Source organism: Streptomyces sp. NPDC127117 (assembly GCF_042677325.1).
In the GTDB taxonomy this organism is placed as follows: Bacteria; Actinomycetota; Actinomycetes; order Streptomycetales; family Streptomycetaceae; genus Streptomyces.
This window is the reverse complement of sequence record NZ_JBHXTM010000035.1, coordinates 1-18184: the sequence shown is the minus strand read 5'-3', so window position 1 is coordinate 18184 and position 18184 is coordinate 1. Positions and strand designations below refer to the sequence as shown.

9 protein-coding genes are annotated in these 18184 nt (G+C 71.5%); 4 read left to right on the top strand and 5 right to left on the bottom strand.

What is annotated here, in order from left to right:
- Positions 1–55: 55 nt before the first annotated feature.
- Positions 56–679, top strand: coding sequence for a hypothetical protein (locus tag ACFVH0_RS27015; RefSeq protein WP_385824224.1), 624 nt, complete (start codon positions 56–58; stop codon positions 677–679).
- Between the two features lie 173 nt (positions 680–852).
- Here ACFVH0_RS27015 and ACFVH0_RS27010 read toward each other — a convergent pair whose 3' ends face one another.
- The 3 genes from ACFVH0_RS27010 to ACFVH0_RS27000 all read right to left on the bottom strand — a co-directional run bounded on the left by ACFVH0_RS27010 (position 853) and on the right by ACFVH0_RS27000 (position 11881).
- On the bottom strand, positions 853–5286 hold the full coding sequence (locus ACFVH0_RS27010) for an FtsK/SpoIIIE domain-containing protein (RefSeq protein WP_385824222.1): 4434 nt from the start codon (positions 5284–5286) through the stop codon (positions 853–855).
- Positions 5287–5393: 107 nt separating this feature from the next.
- Positions 5394–5690 (bottom strand): WXG100 family type VII secretion target, encoded by a 297-nt coding sequence (locus ACFVH0_RS27005; protein WP_266735754.1) that lies wholly within the window; start codon positions 5688–5690, stop codon positions 5394–5396.
- A 98-nt stretch (positions 5691–5788) separates the two neighbouring features.
- Positions 5789–11881 (bottom strand): hypothetical protein, encoded by a 6093-nt coding sequence (locus tag ACFVH0_RS27000; RefSeq protein WP_385824220.1) that lies wholly within the window; start codon positions 11879–11881, stop codon positions 5789–5791.
- A 158-nt stretch (positions 11882–12039) separates the two neighbouring features.
- Here ACFVH0_RS27000 and ACFVH0_RS26995 point away from each other — a divergent pair, with 158 nt between their 5' ends.
- The 3 genes from ACFVH0_RS26995 to ACFVH0_RS26985 all read left to right on the top strand — a co-directional run bounded on the left by ACFVH0_RS26995 (position 12040) and on the right by ACFVH0_RS26985 (position 15585).
- On the top strand, positions 12040–13635 hold the full coding sequence (locus ACFVH0_RS26995) for a hypothetical protein (RefSeq protein WP_385824218.1): 1596 nt from the start codon (positions 12040–12042) through the stop codon (positions 13633–13635).
- 228 nt (positions 13636–13863) lie between these two features.
- Complete coding sequence (locus ACFVH0_RS26990) at positions 13864–14754, top strand: SCO0930 family lipoprotein (RefSeq protein ID WP_385824216.1); 891 nt, start codon at positions 13864–13866, stop codon at positions 14752–14754.
- A gap of 126 nt (positions 14755–14880) precedes the next feature.
- On the top strand, positions 14881–15585 hold the full coding sequence (locus tag ACFVH0_RS26985; protein ID WP_385824214.1) for a DUF5995 family protein: 705 nt from the start codon (positions 14881–14883) through the stop codon (positions 15583–15585).
- A 45-nt stretch (positions 15586–15630) separates the two neighbouring features.
- On the opposite strand, the gene ACFVH0_RS26980 is transcribed toward ACFVH0_RS26985, so the two are convergent.
- Positions 15631–16563 carry a GNAT family N-acetyltransferase gene (locus ACFVH0_RS26980; RefSeq protein ID WP_385824212.1) on the bottom strand — a complete coding sequence of 311 codons (933 nt, stop codon included), beginning with the start codon at positions 16561–16563 and terminating at the stop codon, positions 15631–15633.
- On the bottom strand, positions 16560–18184 hold a 1625-nt coding region (locus tag ACFVH0_RS26975; RefSeq protein ID WP_385824210.1), incomplete at its 5' end, for a peptidase C14. The genes ACFVH0_RS26980 and ACFVH0_RS26975, both read right to left, overlap by 4 nt.

The following is an 18184-nucleotide window of genomic DNA, read 5'->3' as shown; positions in this document are numbered from 1 at the left end:
CGTCGGCCCGGCCGGAAACGAGCCCGGCCCGAAACGAACTGAGGAGCACGGTCCCATGACCACTGGTTCGCACACCTTCGGGATCGCCATCCCGGAGAACTGGACGGAGTACGACCTGCACGGCGACACGCTCGCCGAGCGCCGCGCCGAGATGCTGCGGCACGCTCCGCAGAAGGAGACCCGGGACGCCGTCAACCACACGTTCCGCAGCGCGCGGCGCATCATGGAGGGCGCCCGCAGGCGCGGCGCCGTCTACGCGGCAGGCACCACCGCCATGTACGAGGACGGTCTGCTGATGGCCGGGCTCATGGTGTTCAGCGTGAAGCCGCCGCCCGGTGAGGACTTCTCCGCCAAGGGCATCGCCGAGCAGTTCTCGGCGACCGGGCGGCGCCGCGAGAACACCACCCGGACCCTCACGACGGCGACGCTGCCCGGTGTCGGTCCGGTCGGCCGGATGGCCGGCATCGAGGAGACGGAGATCGCCGACGGTGTCTCGTACAAGATGGTGATGACGCACACGTTCGTGCCGGTTCCCGGTGGCGAGCGGGTCCTGGTCATCACCTGCTTCAGCCCGAACATCCCGCTCGCCGAGCCGCTGTACGACCTCTTCGACGCCATCACGTCGACGTTCGCCTTCGGCGAGAAGGAGCCGTTGGCCGCCGGCGCGGCGACCACCTGATCGACGCCGGCCTCGCGGAGGGCCCGGCCGTTCCTGGGAGGAACGGCCGAGCCCTCTTCTTCGCGTGTGCCGGAGGCCGGAAGGCCTCCGCTCCCCCGGTGGCCGGACGGGAGTGGAGGCCGGGCCCTGCTCTGTGGTGCGGTGCGCGGTGGTGCCGTGCGCCGTGCGGTCGGTCAGTCCACCGTCGTCGCGGGCACGCGGACCGTGGTGAAGCGGCCGTCGCCGAGTTGCAGGTGGGCGCGGCCGGGTTCGCTGTCCTGTCCCATCAGGCCGCGTGGCAGACGGGCGCCGACGAGTTCTCCGTCGCCCATCAGGCGGGGCGCGAGCAGGGCGCCGCAGCGGTTGCGGCGTACGGCGGCCTGCCAGCCGCCGATGCCGCCGAGCAGCGCCTCGTTGTTGCCGGCCATGATCAGGCCCCAGCCGTCCCCGGCGCTGCCACGGGCGAGCGCGACGAAGTCGGTGTCGAGCTCGGAGTTGATCATCATTTCGGCATCGTCGACCAGGATGGCTCCGGCGGGGCTGTCCACCTTGCCGAGTGCGGCGCGGAAGTCGGCGACCGCGACATCGGCGTCGGTGAAGACCTCCACGACACCGGGCTGTCCGGCGAGGTGGCGCAGCGGCGAGTTGCGCGGCGCGATGACCACGATCTTCGTGCCGGACGCGGTCAGCGACTTCGCCATGGTGAGCAGCACCGTGCTGCGGCCCGACCTCGGCGGACCGGCGACCACGAAGGACGGCACCTGCGACAAGTCGGTGCCGATGGCGGCTAGTTCGTCGCCTCCGACGCCGATCATCGCCCACAGCGGGGAGACGGTGTGCGGCCTGCGGGCGAGGGCGTCCGCGAAGTCCAGCTCGTCGGGCAGGACATCCACGCGGAACGGCCTGCGCTCGGCGAGCACGTCGGCGTCGCGTTCCCTGACCCGTTCGGCGAGTACGCCGAGTGCCTGGGCCTGGCCCGCGCCGGTGGCGTCGGTGCGGGCGCTGCCGTCGCTGCCGTCGCTGCCGTCGCTGCCGTCGCTGCCGTCGCTGCCGGGGATCAACGCGATCTGAGCGCTGTTGGTGTCCTTGGCGAGAACACCGCGACCGGCCGGGAGGTCCTCGGGGACGTCGCGGGAGCGGAGGCCCACCATGGAGTAGTCGGTGCGGTCGTTGAGGCGCAGGACCAGCTTGTCCTCGGTGGTGGAGGAGAACCGGTTCTGGCCGAGGATGCGGTCACCGGTCAGGACCAGGTGCAGACCGACACTCGCGCCCTCGCGCATCAGCAGGGTCATGGCGTCCATCAGGCTGCCCTGGTCGTAGTTGGCGAAGTCCCGCTCGAACGCCTCGAACCGGTCGACGAGCAGCAGGACGTGCGGGGGCCGCACCGGCCCGGGCAGGACGCGGCGAAGCTCGGTGAGGTCGGCGACGCCCCGCCTGCCGAGGAGTTCACGGCGCCGCCCGACCTCGGCGACCAGGCGGTTCAGGAGGCGGGCCACCCGCTCGACCTGCCCCCGGTCCACCACGGCACCGCAGTGCGGCAGCCCGCCGAGGGCCTGGAGGGCGCCGTTGCCGCAGTCGAGTCCGTACAGGTGGACATCGGCGCAGCCGTGCGCGCCGGCGAGTGCGGCGGCGAGGGTCCGCAGCGCCTGGGAACGGCCGCTGCGCGGCGAGCCGATGATGTACAGATGGCCCATCTCGTCCAGGTCGAGGACGAGTTGACGCTGCGCCTGCTCGGTGGGCACGTCCACGAGGCCGTACGCCACCGGGGTGAGCCGCCCGTCCTCGGCCGCCTCGGGCCGCGCCGGCAGGTCGGCGAGGGTGAGGATGCCGGGCAGCGGGGGCAGCCAGGGGCGGCGGGCGGGGGGTACGGAGAGCTGGGTGGCCGCGTCGCGTACCGCGCCGACCAGGACCGACAGGTCGGTGACCGGCTGGAAGGTGTCCTCCTGGGCCTGGAGCCTCGGCATCGGGGCGCCGAGGGCCTCCCAGTGGAGTTCGGTGAGCACCGGCGCCGGGCGGTCCTCGTCCGTGGCCGACGCGTCGGGGCGGCGGCCACCGATCCGGCCCGTCTGGAACGGCAGCAGCGCCGCGTGGCCGAGCCTGGCATGGGCGCGGCCGGGGGTGCGGGGCGAGAGCTGCCCGGAGTCGGGGGCGTCTATGATGTCGCGGCTCTCGCCGGTGTCGGTGGTGCGCAGCGCGATCCGCAGGTTGGTGTTGGCGCGGATGTCGGCGGTGACCGCGCCGGAGGGCCGCTGGGTGGCGAGGATCAGGTGGATACCGAGGGAGCGGCCCCGCTGGGCGATGTTGACGAGCCCGGAGACGAAGTCGGGGAGTTCCCGCACCATCGACGCGAACTCGTCGATGACGAGGACGAGCCGGGCCATGGCGGCGAGCTCGGGATGGCGGGTGCGCTTGTCGGTGTAGTCGTCGATGTCCTTGGCCCCGGCCTCCGCGAGGATGTGCTCGCGCCGCTTCAGCTCGGCGCCGAGGGACACCAGGGCCCGTTCCACGAGGTGGGTGTCCAGGTCGGTGACCATGCCGACGGTGTGCGGCAGCTCCTCGCACTCGGCGAAGGCGCTGCCGCCCTTGTAGTCGACGAGCACGAAGTTCAGCTCGTCCGGCCGGTTGGCGACGGCGAGGCTCGCCACGAGGGACTGGAGCAGTTCGGACTTGCCGGATCCGGTGGTGCCCGCGATCAGACCGTGCGGCCCGTCGGCGGCCAGGTCGACGGCGAACGGACCGTCCACACCCTCTCCGAGCACGGCGCGGGTGCTGCGGGCGGCGATCACCCAGCGCGCGGCGACGGCGTCGGGGGTGGGCGGTTCGAGACCGAGTACGTCCAGGAGCCGGGCGGAGGCGGGCAGCAGGTTCTCATCCGCGTCGTCGCCCACGTCGCGGATCGGCGCGAGCGCGCGGGCCACGCCAACGCACCAGGAGCCGGTCGGCGCGTCCATGCGGACCTCGTCGACGGGGTCGGCGCTGTCCTGCTCGGCACGCAGCCACTTCGGCCCGGCCACGGCCACGGCGCGGCACTCCTCGGGCAGCAGCCGGGCCTCGTCGTCCACGCACAGCGCGTACACGCCGACGGCCGGTCCGTCGCGGAGGATCTGGATGACGCCGGGCAGGGAGCGCAGTCTCCGGGCGCCGTCGAGGACGACCAGGACGTCGGGTTCGCCCGCGGCGCCGCCGCGTGGTGCCCGGTCGCCGGCCGCCTGCCGGGCGGCGATCACGGCGGTGAGTTCGGCGATGCGGCGGCCCACGGACTCGGCGCTCGCGCCGACCAGGGAGATGGTGTCCTCGCCGAGGGGCGCGCAGTGCGGCAACCAGTGCACCCAGGACCAGCGGTCCGCGCCACTGGTGCCGGACAGTACACAGATCCGCAGGTCGGAGGGGCTGTGCAGGACGGCGGCCTGGGCGATCAGCCAGCGCACCAGCGGCTCGGCGGTGGCACCGCCGGCGACGCCCATCACGCCGGCGGTGCGCAGCGGCACGGTCACGGGCACGGCGTGCGTGGTGCGGTCGACCCTGCGGCGGTGTTCCGGCTCGGCGGGGTCCTGTAGCTCCACGTAGGCGGGGCGGTCGGCGACACCGAGCCGCATCAGCAGGAAGTCGCCGTCGCGCCAACGACGCTCCCACAGCCGCTGACGCGGGCCGGTGGCGATCAGTAGGGCCGACGCCGGGTCCGAGGCGGCGAGGCGCCGGGCGTGCTGTTCGGCGAGAACCGCCTCGTCCACGTCCTGTTCCAGTGCGGCCTTCTTCTCTTCGTACTCCTTGAGCTGATCCTCGTAACTCTCCTTGCCCCGGCGCTTGTTGGAGAACTGGGAGAGGAGGGCGACGACCGGGGAGAGGAAGCCGAAGACCAGGAATCTGGGGTTGTTGAAGATGACGAACGACACGCCGGCCATCATCAATGGTGCGAATATCAGCATGAGTTGAAGCTTGTTGCGGGTGGGTCTGCCGGGCGGCACGGGGAGCTGGAAGCGGTTGTTGACGGGCGGGGGCAGCAGCCGGGGCGGCCGGTTGTAGTCGAGCCCGACGCCGTCGTCGGAGGGCTGGAGGGCGGCGTCGGGCACGGAGGGCGCGGCCAGTTCGAGCAGGGCCGGGCCGACGGCGAGGACGCCGCCGAGCGGCCATGTGGTCCAGTCCCGCACCTCGGTGCCGTCCCGTGTGACGCCGTCCTGGTCGACGGAACGTACGGTCGCGGTGGAATCGGCGTGCACCTTCAGGCGCGCCGCGGTCTTCGCGAGCCCTTCGGCACGCAGCTGGATGCGGCAGGACGCGGCGGAGCCGATCTCGTAGTCACCGGGCGGCAGCCGGAACACCGCTCCCGCGTCGGAGCCGCCGACGCCGCGCAGCTCCACCACGCCATCCGGCTCCGGGCCCGCCTCGGGTGCGGGGGAATCCAGGGACAGCAGGCTGCCGGAGCGCAGGGCGGCGGCGGCCATCGGCCGGTCGGCGGGGAGCGGGGTGGACCCGTGGTACAGGACGGGCGGCGCTTTCGGGATGCCGCCGCGCAGCCGCCGGTGCAGTTGCTCGGCAAGCTCGCCCGCGGGGGCCTCGGGGTCGGCCTCGATCATGATGTCCGCGGTCCGGCCCTGCTCCGGGTCGACGGCGGTGACGGTCAGACGCATCGTCAGTGCTCCTTGGGCACGGGGGTCATCAGGGGTTGCCAGTGGTGCGGGAATGCCGGCCGGGCCGGACCGGAGAGGGAGCCGGCCCGGCCGACGTCCGCGCGGGATCACTTGCGGAGGCTGGAACCCATCTCGGAGTCGAACTGGGTCATGCCCTCGCCGTACTTCTTGATGTACTCGGAGATGCCCGTGAGGCCTTCGGTGACCTTGCCGTAGTTGTCCGTGTACTCCTGCACGAAGGGCTGGAAGTCGTTCCTCGCCGACGGGGTGTTGTAGCCGTCTGCGGTGAGCGCGTCCAGATCGGCCTTGATCTTGTTGAGCTGGGCGACCGCGATCTCGTACTCGTTCATGGTCTGCGTGGCGGCGGCGCCGGTCTTCTCGTCGTTGACGATGTAATCGGCCATCGGAATGTCTCCCGTTTCCAAGTCGGTTGTACGGATGGGTGTTTCACGGACCATTTCGTGGACCCGCGCCCTACACACGGCGGGTGCGGCCATTCGGTTCAGACCTTGATGGGGGCCTTTTCCGGCGGATTCGCCAATTCGGTGTCCTGGTTGGAGTTGACGGCGCCGATGGTTTTCGTGGGAAGCGAGGCGAGGGGCACCTCAGGTCCCTTGGTCTTGAATCCGTGGTCGTTCTCGACCTTCTTGCCGGCCAGGGAATTGCCCACGCCGTAGCCGAGTTTGATGCCCGCGTTCTCCAGGGTGGTCTGTGCGTCGGCGCCGTTGGCGCCCACCTCGTAGCCGACGCTGACGGCTTGGCCGACGGCGCCCTTGAGGATGCTGGTGAGGGCCTCGTAGCCGTATTCATGGAGCTCGGTGACGGAGGTGGGGCCACCCGCGTAGGCGTGGTAGTCGTGGATCGGGGTGTGCTGCTCGTTGAAGGAGCCGTTCGCGTCGACCTCGGTGAGGGTCTTGCCGTTGGCGTCCTTCACCTGCACCGAGCCGTTGTTGTTGACCAGGACGTCGAACGTGGTCTGGTTGCCGTTGTCGTCGGTCGTGGTGACGGTGCCTTCCACGCCGTCCTCGGTGACGGTGAACGTGGTGTTCTCGCCGCCCGCGGTGTTGCTGAACACGGTGCTGCCGTCGGGGTTCTGCGTGATGGTGACGTTGCCCGCCTGGTCGGTGGTGGTGGCGGCGCCGTTGGCGAAGGTGGTGGTGGCGCCGCCGCCGTCGGGGGTGACGACGGGCACCGTGCCCTGCCCGCCGGTGACGGTGGTGTTGTTGCTGAAGGTGACCTGCGGGGGTCCGGCGGGCCCCTCCTGCCCCGCTCCGGGTTGCGCCGCCGGAGCCACGCCGGGCCCGGTGAGGCTGCCGTCCGGTCCGACGGTGACCTTGTCGCCGGGCTGGTTGCTGCCGGACACGGACACGTCGAAGGAGCCGTCGCCGTTGGCCTTCACGTCGAACGGGCCGCCGTGGACGGTGGAGTCGCCCTTGCCGCCGACCGGGACGTCCGCGGAGGGCCCGCCGCCGTTGCCGCCCACCGTGAAGGTCTCGGGGCCCGGGGCGGGGCCGCGATCGAAGGGGTTGTGCGGGCCGTCCAGGATGTCGGCCTTCTGGCCCGGCGTACCGGCGTTCTCCACGTCGCCGGGGCTCTTGCCGAGGGTGCTGTTGTTGGTGTCGACGCCGGTGTTGCCGCCGAAGAAGCCGTCGTGGTGCACGACGGGGCCGCCCCCGGGCGTGGGCACGGTGATGCCGCTGTTGCCGTCGCCGGTGACGGTGCTGATGGTGGTGTTGCCGGGGTTGTTGCCGATGGGGTTGCCCGCCGTGTCGACGGGAAGGTTGGTGGCCGGGTCGACGTGGGTGCCGGAGGGGCCGAGACCGGTGACGCCGCCGGGCGCGAAGGTACCGGTGGCCGGTCCGTACGTGACGGAGAACTCGCCCTCGGGTCCGCCCACGTTCGGGCCGTGCACGACGGTGCTGCCGGGCTCGTGGATCGGGTCGGCGCCATGTGTGGTGATCGTGGGGCCGTCCGGGCCGTTGGACAGGGTGTTCTGGCCACCTGTCATGTCCGGTTTGCCGAACAGGCCCCAGCCCTCCTGCTGCGGGGTGTTCACCGTCACCTGGGTGCTGGTGCCGGTGATGCCGGCGCCGCTCGGCGAGTTGCCGACCGTGGCCTGGCCGTTGTTGTCGACGGTGTGGCTGACGCCGGAGTCGTGGTGGACGGTCGTGGTGGCCGGGCCGGTGCCGTCGTTGCCGATGGTGGTCGTGAACCCGTCGCCGGCGAACGTGGTGGTCTGCCCGTCCGACGAGACGGTGGCGCCGTTGTTGTTGGTGATCGTGCTGGGGGCCGGTGCGGGTGCCGGTGCGCCACCCGCGGGGTTCGGGCGTGGCGGCACCTTCGCCTCGGCCCCGTCGGGGGTCTGTGCGGTGATCGTGCCGTCGGGGCCCGAGTTGACGGTCGTGGCCGGACCGCCGGGTGTCTGATGGTGGGTGAAGGTGACGTCGCCGCCCGGGTCGACCGTGGTGCTGACGCCCTGGGTGTCGACGCCGTTGGTGCCGACATCTGCCTGCACACCGCCGGCTCCGGTGTCGGTGAAGGTGGCCACGGGGTTGTTGTTGGCGTCGGTGTTGGAGGTGATGGTGACCGGGCCGCTGGTGACGGTGCCGGTGTTGTCCACGCTGAAGTTGCCGTTGTTGTCAGCGGCGGTGGTGCCGTTCGCTCCGGTGACGACGGTGCTGTTGGGGCCCGCTGGGGCGTTGTTGCTGATGGTGCCGTCGTTGTTGATCGTGCTGTTCGCGGTGTTGGTGCCGTTGACGTCCGTCCGGGCGCCGTTCCCCGTCAGGGTGGTACTGCTGCCGCCGGAGGTGGTGACCTGCGTCGGGTTGGCTCCGTCGGCCGGTTTCACGGTGACCGAGGCGGGCCCGCCCTGCGGTCCGACCGTGGTCGGGCCGTTGCCGCCCGTACTCACCGACGTACCGTTCTGACTGACGGTCGTGACGCCGTCCGGGCCCTGGCTGACCTGGACCGGACTGCCGGTGCCCACGCTGCCGCCGATGCCGTTCGGGCCGTGACTCGCCTGGATCGGGCCATGGCTGACGGTCGTGCTTCCGTTGTCGCCGACCGTCACCGTGGTGTTGTCCGGACCGCCCGTGTTGACCGTCTGGCTGCCGGCTCCCGCGGGCGCCGACTTGGTGACGGTGCCGTCGCCGTGGACGCTGGTGGTGCTGCCATCGGAGGTGGTGACCTGCGTCGGGTTGGCTCCGTCGGCCGGTTTCACGGTGACCGAGGCGGGCCCGCCCTGCGGTCCGACCGTGGTCGGGCCGTTGCCGCCCGTACTCACCGACGTACCGTTCTGACTGACGGTCGTGACGCCGTCCGGGCCCTGGCTGACCTGGACCGGACTGCCGGTGCCCACGCTGCCGCCGATGCCGTTCGGGCCGTGACTCGCCTGGATCGGGCCATGGCTGACGGTCGTGCTTCCGTTGTTGCCGACCGTCACCGTGGTGCCGTTCGGGCCGTGGACGGTGACCGAGTGGCCGCCGCCGTGGTCCACGGAGATGGTGGTGTTGCCCGCGTTCACCGGATTCCCGGGGGTCGGCTGCGGCACGGCCGGCGGGACCGGGTTGCCCTGCGCGTCGTTGGCCGTGATGGTGCCGTCGGCAGCGACCTTGATCTCCTGGTCGCCGTGGGCGATGCTCGCCGAGCCGTCGTTGTGGACCGTGGTCGAGCCGCCGATGGTGACGCCGTCCGCGCCGTGGCTGATCCCGTCGACGTGGAACTTGCCGTTGGGGTTGATGGTGAACGTCGTGCCGTCCGGGGTGCTGAACTTGATGTCGAGCGGCGAGAAGTCGACCTTGCCGCCGGGGCCGGTGGCCGTGCCGCCGCCGTTGCCGTCCGTGGTGATCCCGTTGACGGAGACACCGCCGTCCGGGCCGGCCGAGACCTGCGGCTGGCCGCCGGGCGGCGTCACGTCGAGGCCGCCACCCGGCTTGGTGGTGACGGCAGTGCCGTCGGGGCCGTTGAAGGTGACCGGGGCCGCGCCGGACGGGCCCACGGCGATGTCCCCGTCCGGGTTGACCGTGACCGGCGGCTGGGTGCCGGAGGGGCTCAGATCGAACTGGCCTTGCGGGCTGACGGCGATCGTCCCGCCGTCGGGCGTGCTGAACTTGATGTCGAGCGGCGAGAACTCCACGTTCCCCCCGCCGCCGGTGGCCGTACCGCCGCCACCCCCGTCGGTGTTGATGTTGCCCGTGGTGATGGAGCCGTCCGGGCCGACCGAGACCTGCGGCCGGCCGCCGGGCGGCGTCACGTCGAGCGAGTTGCCCGGCCCGTTGAACTGCACCGTGTCGGGGGTGGGACCACCGGTGTTCACCGTGAACCCCGTGTGGTCGAGCGTGGTGGCGGGGCCGCCCGGCGTGGTGATGGTGGCGCCGCCGGCCGGGGGGATGCTGGTGCTGACATTGGTGTCGGTGAAGGTGACCGGGCCGCCCGCGTTGGCCGGGGGCAGGTTGACGTTCTGGCCGCCACCGTCGCCATTGACGACGCTGACGTTGCCGTTGTTGCCGACGCTGGTCTGTGTGCCGTCCGGCAGGGCGAATCCACCCCCGGGGTTCCCTGTGTTGCCGTTGAGTGTGGTGTTGCCGAAGTTGATGTCGACGTTGCCGTCGGCGGGGTTGTGGGTGGCCACCGGCTGGCCCGTCTGGGGGCCGTTGAAGACCGAGTTGACGCCGTTCGTGTTGTCCGTGGTGAGACCGCCACCGCCCACCGTCGTGGAGCCGCCGTTGTCGGTCAGGGTGAGGCCGTTCGGGGTGGAGATCGTGTTGTTGTTCACGGTGAACTCCGGTGTGGGACCACCGCCGTCACCGCCGGGCGAGCTGAACGTCGTGGTGCCGTCGGGCCCCTTGGAGACCTGGCCGAACGGACCCGAGGTCGTGAAACCGCCGTTCGGGCCCAGTTCCGTGGAGAGCGCGGGCTTCTCCGACTGCGCGGGCGCGAACTCACCGCCGAGCCCGCCGAGGACCTGCTCCTTCGTGGTCGGGCCCTGAACCGGGGTGCTGATCGTCGTCGTGTCGCCGTTCGAGGTGATGACGTCCCCGTCCGGGCTCTTGATGGTGTTCGTGCCGTTCGCGGTCGTCGACGTGAACCCGTCCGGTGTCGTGGTGGTCGTCGATGTCGCGGGCCCCGGGACTCCGAAGGGCAGGTCGTCGGGGGCTTCGACCTGGTCGGCCTTGGGACCGGGCGGAGTGATCTTCGTTTCGGTCTTCGCACCGTCGGGGGTCGTGACCTTCGTCTTGACCTCGCCCGTGGTGGGGTCCGACTTGGTCGTGCCGTTGATGCCGTGGAAGCCGGTCTTCTGCCCGCCCTTGGTGTCGTTGAACAGGACGTTGCCGGGTTTGAACTTGCCGTCGACCACACCGAGGCTGTTCACGGAGAACGCCTTGTCGATGTTGCTCTTGAACTTGCCCTTGGTGGTGAAGGCGTCCTTGATGCTGGTGGCGAACTTCGTCCCGCCGAACAGGGTGAGGGCACCAGCCGTGGCGGCGCCGAGCGCGGCGCCCTTGGCGGCCGAGGCCGCGTCGAACTTCTTCCCGTCGATCCACGCCGTGAGCCCGCTCGCCAGGAAGCCGAGGCTGAACTCGGTGGTCACGTCGATCGCGAACTTGGCACCGAGGGCCAGACCGGGGGACGACTTGAGACCCACGAGCCCCTTGGCCAGCGGGTCGATGGTCTTGCGGATGAACGTCGAGTTCTTCAGGGCCGCCGAGACCGCTCCCGAAGCGGTCCCGACGCCCTTGCCCACCTTGGCCAGGAACGGCGCGAACTTCGCCAGCTTGCCCGCCGCCCCGACGATCTTCCCGAGCCCGCCGAGCAGCACTCCACCGGGTACGAGGGTGAGCAGGCCGATGATGATCTCACCGGCGTCGATCTTGCCTTGCGACACCATCCGGATCACCGACACCGCGAACAGGATCGCGCCCAGGATGAGACCCACGACCGGGAAGAACACGGCGACGATGCCGATGATGACACCGGCGATGATCTCCACCAGCGGGTTGTCCGCGAGGAGGTCACCGAAAGCCTTCACGAAGTCCCGTGCGGGGATGGCCTGTTCGGCGGCGTCGTCGAGGATGATCGTCGCCCTTTCGGACCCCGCCTCGCGCACCCGCTGCGCCATGCGGCCGAGCTCCTCGGCGGCGGACAGCGCCTCCTTCGCGGCGTTCACCTCGCCCTGCTGCGCCTGGTGTGTCTCGGCCTGCTCCAAAGTGGCGTCCGCCGCGAGCGCCGGGACCTCCGTCTTCGCGGTGGCGGCGACCTCCTGGCCCTGGTCGATGGCCCGGTCCAGCAGGTCCTGGGCGGTGGTCAGGGTGTTCGCGTACTCGTCGTAGGCGCCCGCAGCGGTGCGGAAGGAGTCCCTGGTCTTCTCCAGGAGCCCCGGCAGGTCCTTGGTGATGCGCGTCTTCAGGGCGTCCATCGCCTGGCCCTTGCCGCGGCGCAGCGCCCCGTCGTCGCGCAGCAGCTCGACCGCCTCGCCCGCCCCGTCGCTCAGCTCCTGATAGGTCTTGGCAAGTGTTCTGATCGCCTCCGGGTTCCCGGGGGTCGGATCCTCCCCGAACCCGAGCACCTCCCAGCCCGTGGCATGCCGACGCGCCATATCCAACTCCTCCCGGCTACAAGCCCGTTCGGCACCTCCTAACGGGGTGGTCGGCGTTTCGGTTCAGCTCGTTGAACCGCCCCGGGGTTCCGTGCGTGTGACGGCCGACGCATCAGCAGTGCGCGTCACCAGGCCCCGTACGGAGGAGGACGAGAAGGATGCGCGATGACCCGAGGACGACGAACGAAGTGCGGCGGCCGGCGCCGTGGCGCACGACGGCACGGGTGACGGCGGTGTGCGGCCTGGTGGCCGTCACCTGGCTGGCGCTGCCCGCACCGGCGCAGGCCCTGGGGTCCGTACGGACTCCGGAATCCGTACGGGCTCTGGACTCCGCACCGGCTCCGGCCGCTGTACAGGCGCAGCCTTCCCGGGCGCTGCGGGCCGACGAGGTGACGAAGTACTACGTGGTCAAGTCCGCGCAGGAGAACGGCGGCGAGCAGGAGACGCTGTTCGGGATCGCGCAGCGCACCCTCGGCGACGGCGACCGGTTCGAGGAGATCCTGGTCCTCAACAGCGGGCGCCAGCTGCCGGACGGCTCGGCTTTCGTCAGTCCCGACCAGCTGACCCCGGGCTTCCCGCTGATCCTGCCGGAGGACGCGGACGGGGCCGGCGTGGAGTTCGGTGTCCTGCCCGAGGAGAACGCCGACGCGGCGAAGCTCCCCGCGCGCAGCGCCTCCCCCACGCCGCGCGCCGCGGCCGGCCGGAGCCCGGGACCGTTCGCCGGGCTGGGCGACCGGGTCGGGTCGCCCTGGCTGATCGGGGGTGTCGCCGGCGTCGCCGTACTGACCGTGGTGATCGTCGCGCGGCGTCCGATCGGCCGGGCCGTGCGCGCCACCGGCTCCGGGATCGCGCGGGCCGCCCGGGTGCTGCGGCCGCGCCTGCCGCGCGGCCTGGCGCTCGCGCTGCGGCGGCGTCGGCGGGGGGCGCTCGCGCGGCGGCTCGCGGCGGACACCCGTACACCGGTGGTGGTGCGGCAGGCGCTGCGCGAACTGATCCCCGCCGACGCGGCGGGGGCGGAGCGTCCGGTACGGGTCTACAGCGTCCTCGCCGAACCCACGAAGCTGCTCGCGTCGGTGTCGGGGGCGCACACGGCACCCGTGCCGTGGACCGCACTCGAACCGAATCGCTGGGAGCGTACCGGACTGCCCTCCGTCATCGAGGGCGACCCGGCGACCGACGTGACGCTCGCGCTGCCGCACCTCGCCCGGATCGGAGTGAGCGAGCGGGGCGCGCAGGTCATGGTGGACCTCGGGCAGATCAACGGCGCGCTGAGCGTCAGCGGTGACCTCGTCGTCGCCCAGGACACCGTGGCGGCGCTGGTACGCGGGCTGCTCGAACTGCCGCGGCAGAGCACGGTGGTGGTCTCGGTGGACCCGGGCGCGAGCGCCCTGCCCGGCCTCAATGGTCTGGTCCGGGTCCGCTCCGTGTCGGAGGTTACGGGCAAGGCCCCCGAGGAGATCCTCAACTCCGCCGAGGAACTGGGCGTCGGCCTGGTGCGTGGCGCCGCCCGTACGGGCGAGGTCACCGGGTTCGTCGTCCTCCAGGACGCGCCGACCGCCGAGGAGGCGCGGGCGCTCGCGGACCTCACCGGGTCCGAGGGCGGCGGCTGGATCGTGCTGACGGTGGGCGACGTACCGGGGGCGCACTGGCGGTGGTACGCGGAGAACGACGGCAGCGTCGACCTGGGCGTACTCGGCCTGCGGGTGGTCGTTCCCACGCAGACGTCGGCAGGGGCCGGCACGGGGCGGGTCTGACGGCTCGCGACCCGGTAAAAAAATTCTCCCGGGAATTGAACCTCCCCGCCACAGCGGCCGTTTTCACAGCGATGCTGCCCGGCCAGAAGGAATTCCGGGACCAGAAACTCCGCCCCGGCAGTCGGCCGACTCCTCCCCTGCTGCCGGGGCGGGCCATTACTTCAGCACTTCAGCACCTCAGCACTTCAGCGAAATCAAGTTCCCAAGAATTCCGAAAGAGGGATACCCATGCGTAAATTCACCTACGTCCCGGTCGTATTCACCGTCGCCGCGGTCATGCTGACGGCGGCCTGCACGAGCTCCCAGGGCACGGCGGCGACCACCACCGGCTCCGCCGGGCGCGCCGCCGCGACGGGCAACGGTGCGCAGCCCTCGCAGGCGGGCCGCCTCAGCGTCTGGAAGAGCCGGCAGCTGGGCCCGGTCGTGACGGACGGCGCGGGCTTCACCCTTTACCGCTTCGACAAGGACACGGCGAAGCCGCCCGCTTCCAACTGCTCGGGCGACTGCGCCGCGGCCTGGCCGCCGGTGCTCGCCGACGGTGCGAAGGCGGGCCGCGGCGTGGACCCCGGGCTGCTCGGCTCGGTGAAGCGCGCGGACGGCACGAGGCAGCTGACGCTGGCGGGATGGCCGCTGTACCGCTACGCGCAGGACACGGCGCCCCGGCAGACCCGCGGGCAGGGCGTCGGCGGCACGTGGTTCTCGGCCGCGCCCGACGGTACGAAGGCGAAGGCACAGGCGCAGGAGGCCCCGAGCGAGTCGAAGGACCTGCCCGCCCTGTCCACGGTCGACGACAAGGAGCGCGGCACGATCGTCCGCGACGGCAAGGGGCGTACGCTCTACCGCTTCACCGAGGACACCGCCTGGCCGATGAAGTCCAACTGCCGGGGTGCCTGTCTGGAGAAGTGGAAGCCCGCCGGGCTCGTCGACAAGAAGAACATCAAGGGCATCGACCCGAAGCTGCTCAGCCCGTACACCCGCTCCGACGGTACGAAGCAGCTCAGCATCGACTGCTGGCCGCTCTACTGGTACACCGGCGACGAGCAGCCGGGTGACACCAACGGCCATGGCGTGAACGGCACTTGGTTCACCGTGCGGCCCAACGGCAAGCTGGCCAAGTAGTCGTGCCGGCCCGGGGGCCGAGGCGGCGGTGGCTGACAGGGGATATGTGTCGCGGCCGTTCGCCCATTCCGATGAACCCCGGGCCCGTCGGCACCGTCCCGGTCCCGGGGCTGGGACGCTGCACCCATGGCGCAGTTCGAGCAGTTGCACAGCTCCGTCCCCGGCATCGCCTCCGTGATCGAGCGGATGCGCGCGTTCAGTTCCGCCCGGCCGCCGACGGGCGGGGCCGAGGACGGGGTGGCGGTCTTCAACCGCATCTATCTGACGGTCACCGAGACCGTCCGGCGGCAGATCGACGGCGGTGCGTTCCCGGACCGGCCGGCCGCCGCCACGCTGGACGTGCGGTTCGCCGAGCGCTACCTGTCGGCGGTCGACGCCGCGGCGGCGGGAGAGCGGACGCCCGACTGCTGGCATCCGCTCTTCCAGTACCGGCACCATCCGGGCGTACGGCCACTGCAGTTCGCCCTGTCCGGCATCAACGCGCACATCGGCCACGACCTGCCGCTCGCCGTGATGGACACCTGCCGCACGCTGGGCTGCGCCCCGCCGGATCTGGAGGACGAGTTCGACCGGGTGGGCGATCTCCTGCTGATGCTGGAGGAACGGATCCGGGAAGATCTGATGCCGGGCCCCGATCTGCTGGAACTGGCGGACCCGCTCACCCATCTGTTCGGCTCGTGGAGTCTGGAACGGGCCCGCGAGGCGGCCTGGTCGACGGCGCTGGTCCTCTGGCGGCTGCGTGAAGTGCCGCTGCTCGCGGAGGAGTTCCGCCGCCGGCTGGACGCGGGGGCGGGGCTGGTGGGGCGCTTTCTGCTCACCCCCTGCCGCTGACCGCGGGCCCCTTCCGGAAGGAGTCGCCGTACACCCCTCCTAGAACTAGAAGCAGTCGCCGTACCAGTGGACCGCGCCGGGTGCCGTGACCGTGGCCCGCACCGATTCCTCGGTGGCGTGCAGCGGGCGTGCCATGCCCACACGTTCGGTCACCCGCCAGGTGTCCGCCAGCAGTACCGGCAGCGCGGCCCGGATCCCGGGACCGTCGGGGAGCCGGACCCGGGCCCGGCTCAGCCCGGCCGCCCGGCCCCGTTCGCCGGCGGCGGCGAACAGCCCGCCCAGGCTCTCGGGGGCGCCCGCGAACTCCCGAACCTCCAGGTACTCCCCCTGGTGCTGGGCCACCAGCCAGCCGGCGAGCGCCCCCGACGCGGGGTCCTGGGCCACCAGCGACCGCTCGACCGGCCCGTACCAGGCGGGCACCCGCACCGCCCAGTCCTCGGCCGCCCGCACCGAGCTGAGCGGACGGTCCGCGTTGTACGCGCGGTGCAGGGCCGCCACCTCGGCGGCGTCCCGCACGGTGGCCGGGCGGACCCGGAACTCCCCGGTGGGCTGCGAGGGCGCGAGTGTCCCCTCGGTGTACGTACTGCCGAACTCCTGCCATCCCGAGCCCCGGTAGACGCCCGGCGTGCCGGTGAACAGCAGCGACCAGGCACACCCTTCGGCCGTCATGGTGTGCTCCGCCGCCTCCAGCAGCCGGCGCACCAGCCCCTGGCCGCGGGCCTCGGGGCGGGTGGCGACGCTGCCGATGCCGCCGACCCGCTGCGGGGTGCCGTCCGCGTCGCGGATCAGCCTCGGTACGTAGACGACGACCGCGTCGATCTCCTCCCCCTCGGCGCTCTGCGCGACGAAGGTGTGGCGGTGGCGGTCCGGATCGAGGGCGTGCAGGCCGGCGATCTGCGGGGCGTCGAAACAGCGCCGCCACAGGGCGGCCAGCGCCGGCTCGTCGGCCGGGGTGGCGGTGCGGATCGTGGCGGTCACAGGGTCAGGTTCCCGTCCGTGCGCGCCTTGTCGCCGTTGGCCGGCATCGCGCTGCGCTTCGTGCCGTCCTCCACGCATGTGGTGTGCAGGACCGAGGCCAGGGCGTCCGGGGCGAGGTGGAGGGCGCCGCCGGTGAAGCGGCTGCCGGTCGCCGCGTAGTGGTTCGTCCCGTCGGCGATGCGGACATGGGCGGTGTCCGGGCCGGAGGCGGAGCTGCTGAGACCGTTGATGTCCCAGGTGGTCCGCCCCTCGCCGGCGGCCCGGCCGAGCAGGGCCTTGGCCTTGTTGCTGCCGGTGAGGCGGGCGCCGCCGGTGACGGTGATCCGCTGGTCGCGCACGGCGCTGAGTTCGATGCCGGTGTTCTCGTAGCTGCCGCCGTCGATCCGCAGATCCGCCGAACCGACCGAGAGCGGGGCCGCGTTCTCGGCGCCGGTGACCGTGCAGTCGGTGAAGCGGACGGGGCCCGCCCCGCGCAGGATCGCGCCGTCGACACCCTTGAACGTGCAGCGTACGAAGTGCACGGGCGCGGTGACCGGGGTCTGGACGAGGACGGCTCCGGCGGGCGGCTCGAAGGAGCAGTCGCTGATGGTGGTGGGCCGGGTGGAACGGGCGGAGCGCTGGGCGACCGCGAAGGTCTTCGCGGTACAGCCGCGCACCTGGGCGCCGTCGGCGTTGACGGTGAGGGTGCCGGCCTGGTCGAAGGTGGGGCGGGCGATCACCGTGATGTCTTCGAGGGTCAGGTCGGTGATCTTGGTGTTGGCGGTGAACCAGGAGCAGACATGTCTGCGCACCGTGATCCGCTTCGCCGAAATCCCCCACTGGGCACCGGAGTTGGCGATGTCCATCAGCCCGGAGTTGCCGTCGAAGAGCAGATCGTGCTCGTACTGCCCGTGCGTGGTGAAGGGGTTGCCGCCCGCGTCGTCGCCGTCGCCGTGGCAGTTCACGACGGTGCAGTAGGCGGAGGCGGTGAGGTCGTTGAGATGGCGGACATTGCTGGTCGTGCAGTCCGCGACCCGTCCGTACAGGCAGTAGATCTGCTGGGTGAGATAGCCCGCGCCGCCGTACTCGACGGTGGGCGGGTTCTTCAGGGAACAGTCCTCGGTGCGGAAACGGGTGCACCAGCGGCGCATGATGACCGGCCAGAAGGTACCGGTGGCGTGGATCCCGGAGACGTCGCAGCCCACGGCGTACTCGAAGCTGACCGGGTGGGAGCCGGTGTACTCGTCGGGGCCGGCGCCCTCGAAGACCATGTTGCGGATGTGGGTGCCCCGGACCGGTTCGATGCGGGTCCAGGTCAGGGTGCGGCCCGCAGCGAGTTCCCAGCCGTTGAGGTAGCCGATCCGGATGTGTCCGGCGTCGATGATCTCGGTGATCTCGACGAGTTTCTGGAGCTCGCGCTCGTCACCGCCGCCGCCCGCGACCGGGTCCACCTGGACGGCCCACCACTGACCGACTTCGAACGCCTTGGCGTCGGGGACCGGGAAGGTGTCGGTCAGCTCGATGACCTTGCCGGAGAGCGCGTGCTTGACGGTGGTGTCGGTGACGGTGCCGCGGAAGGAGAGGACGGCGCCGAAGGGGTTGTCGTGGGTGTTCTTCTCGATGCCTTCGGTGCGTATGCGGT

Bases quoted from the DNA above. Each gene is read 5' to 3' on its own strand.
- ACFVH0_RS27015 (WP_385824224.1), top strand. From the start codon at position 56: ATGACCACTGGTTCGCACACCTTCGGGATCGCCATCCCGGAGAACTGG.
- ACFVH0_RS27010 (WP_385824222.1), bottom strand. From the start codon at position 5,286: ATGCGTCTGACCGTCACCGCCGTCGACCCGGAGCAGGGCCGGACCGCG.
- ACFVH0_RS27005 (WP_266735754.1), bottom strand. From the start codon at position 5,690: ATGGCCGATTACATCGTCAACGACGAGAAGACCGGCGCCGCCGCCACG.
- ACFVH0_RS27000 (WP_385824220.1), bottom strand. From the start codon at position 11,881: ATGGCGCGTCGGCATGCCACGGGCTGGGAGGTGCTCGGGTTCGGGGAG.
- ACFVH0_RS26995 (WP_385824218.1), top strand. From the start codon at position 12,040: ATGCGCGATGACCCGAGGACGACGAACGAAGTGCGGCGGCCGGCGCCG.
- ACFVH0_RS26990 (WP_385824216.1), top strand. From the start codon at position 13,864: ATGCGTAAATTCACCTACGTCCCGGTCGTATTCACCGTCGCCGCGGTC.
- ACFVH0_RS26985 (WP_385824214.1), top strand. From the start codon at position 14,881: ATGGCGCAGTTCGAGCAGTTGCACAGCTCCGTCCCCGGCATCGCCTCC.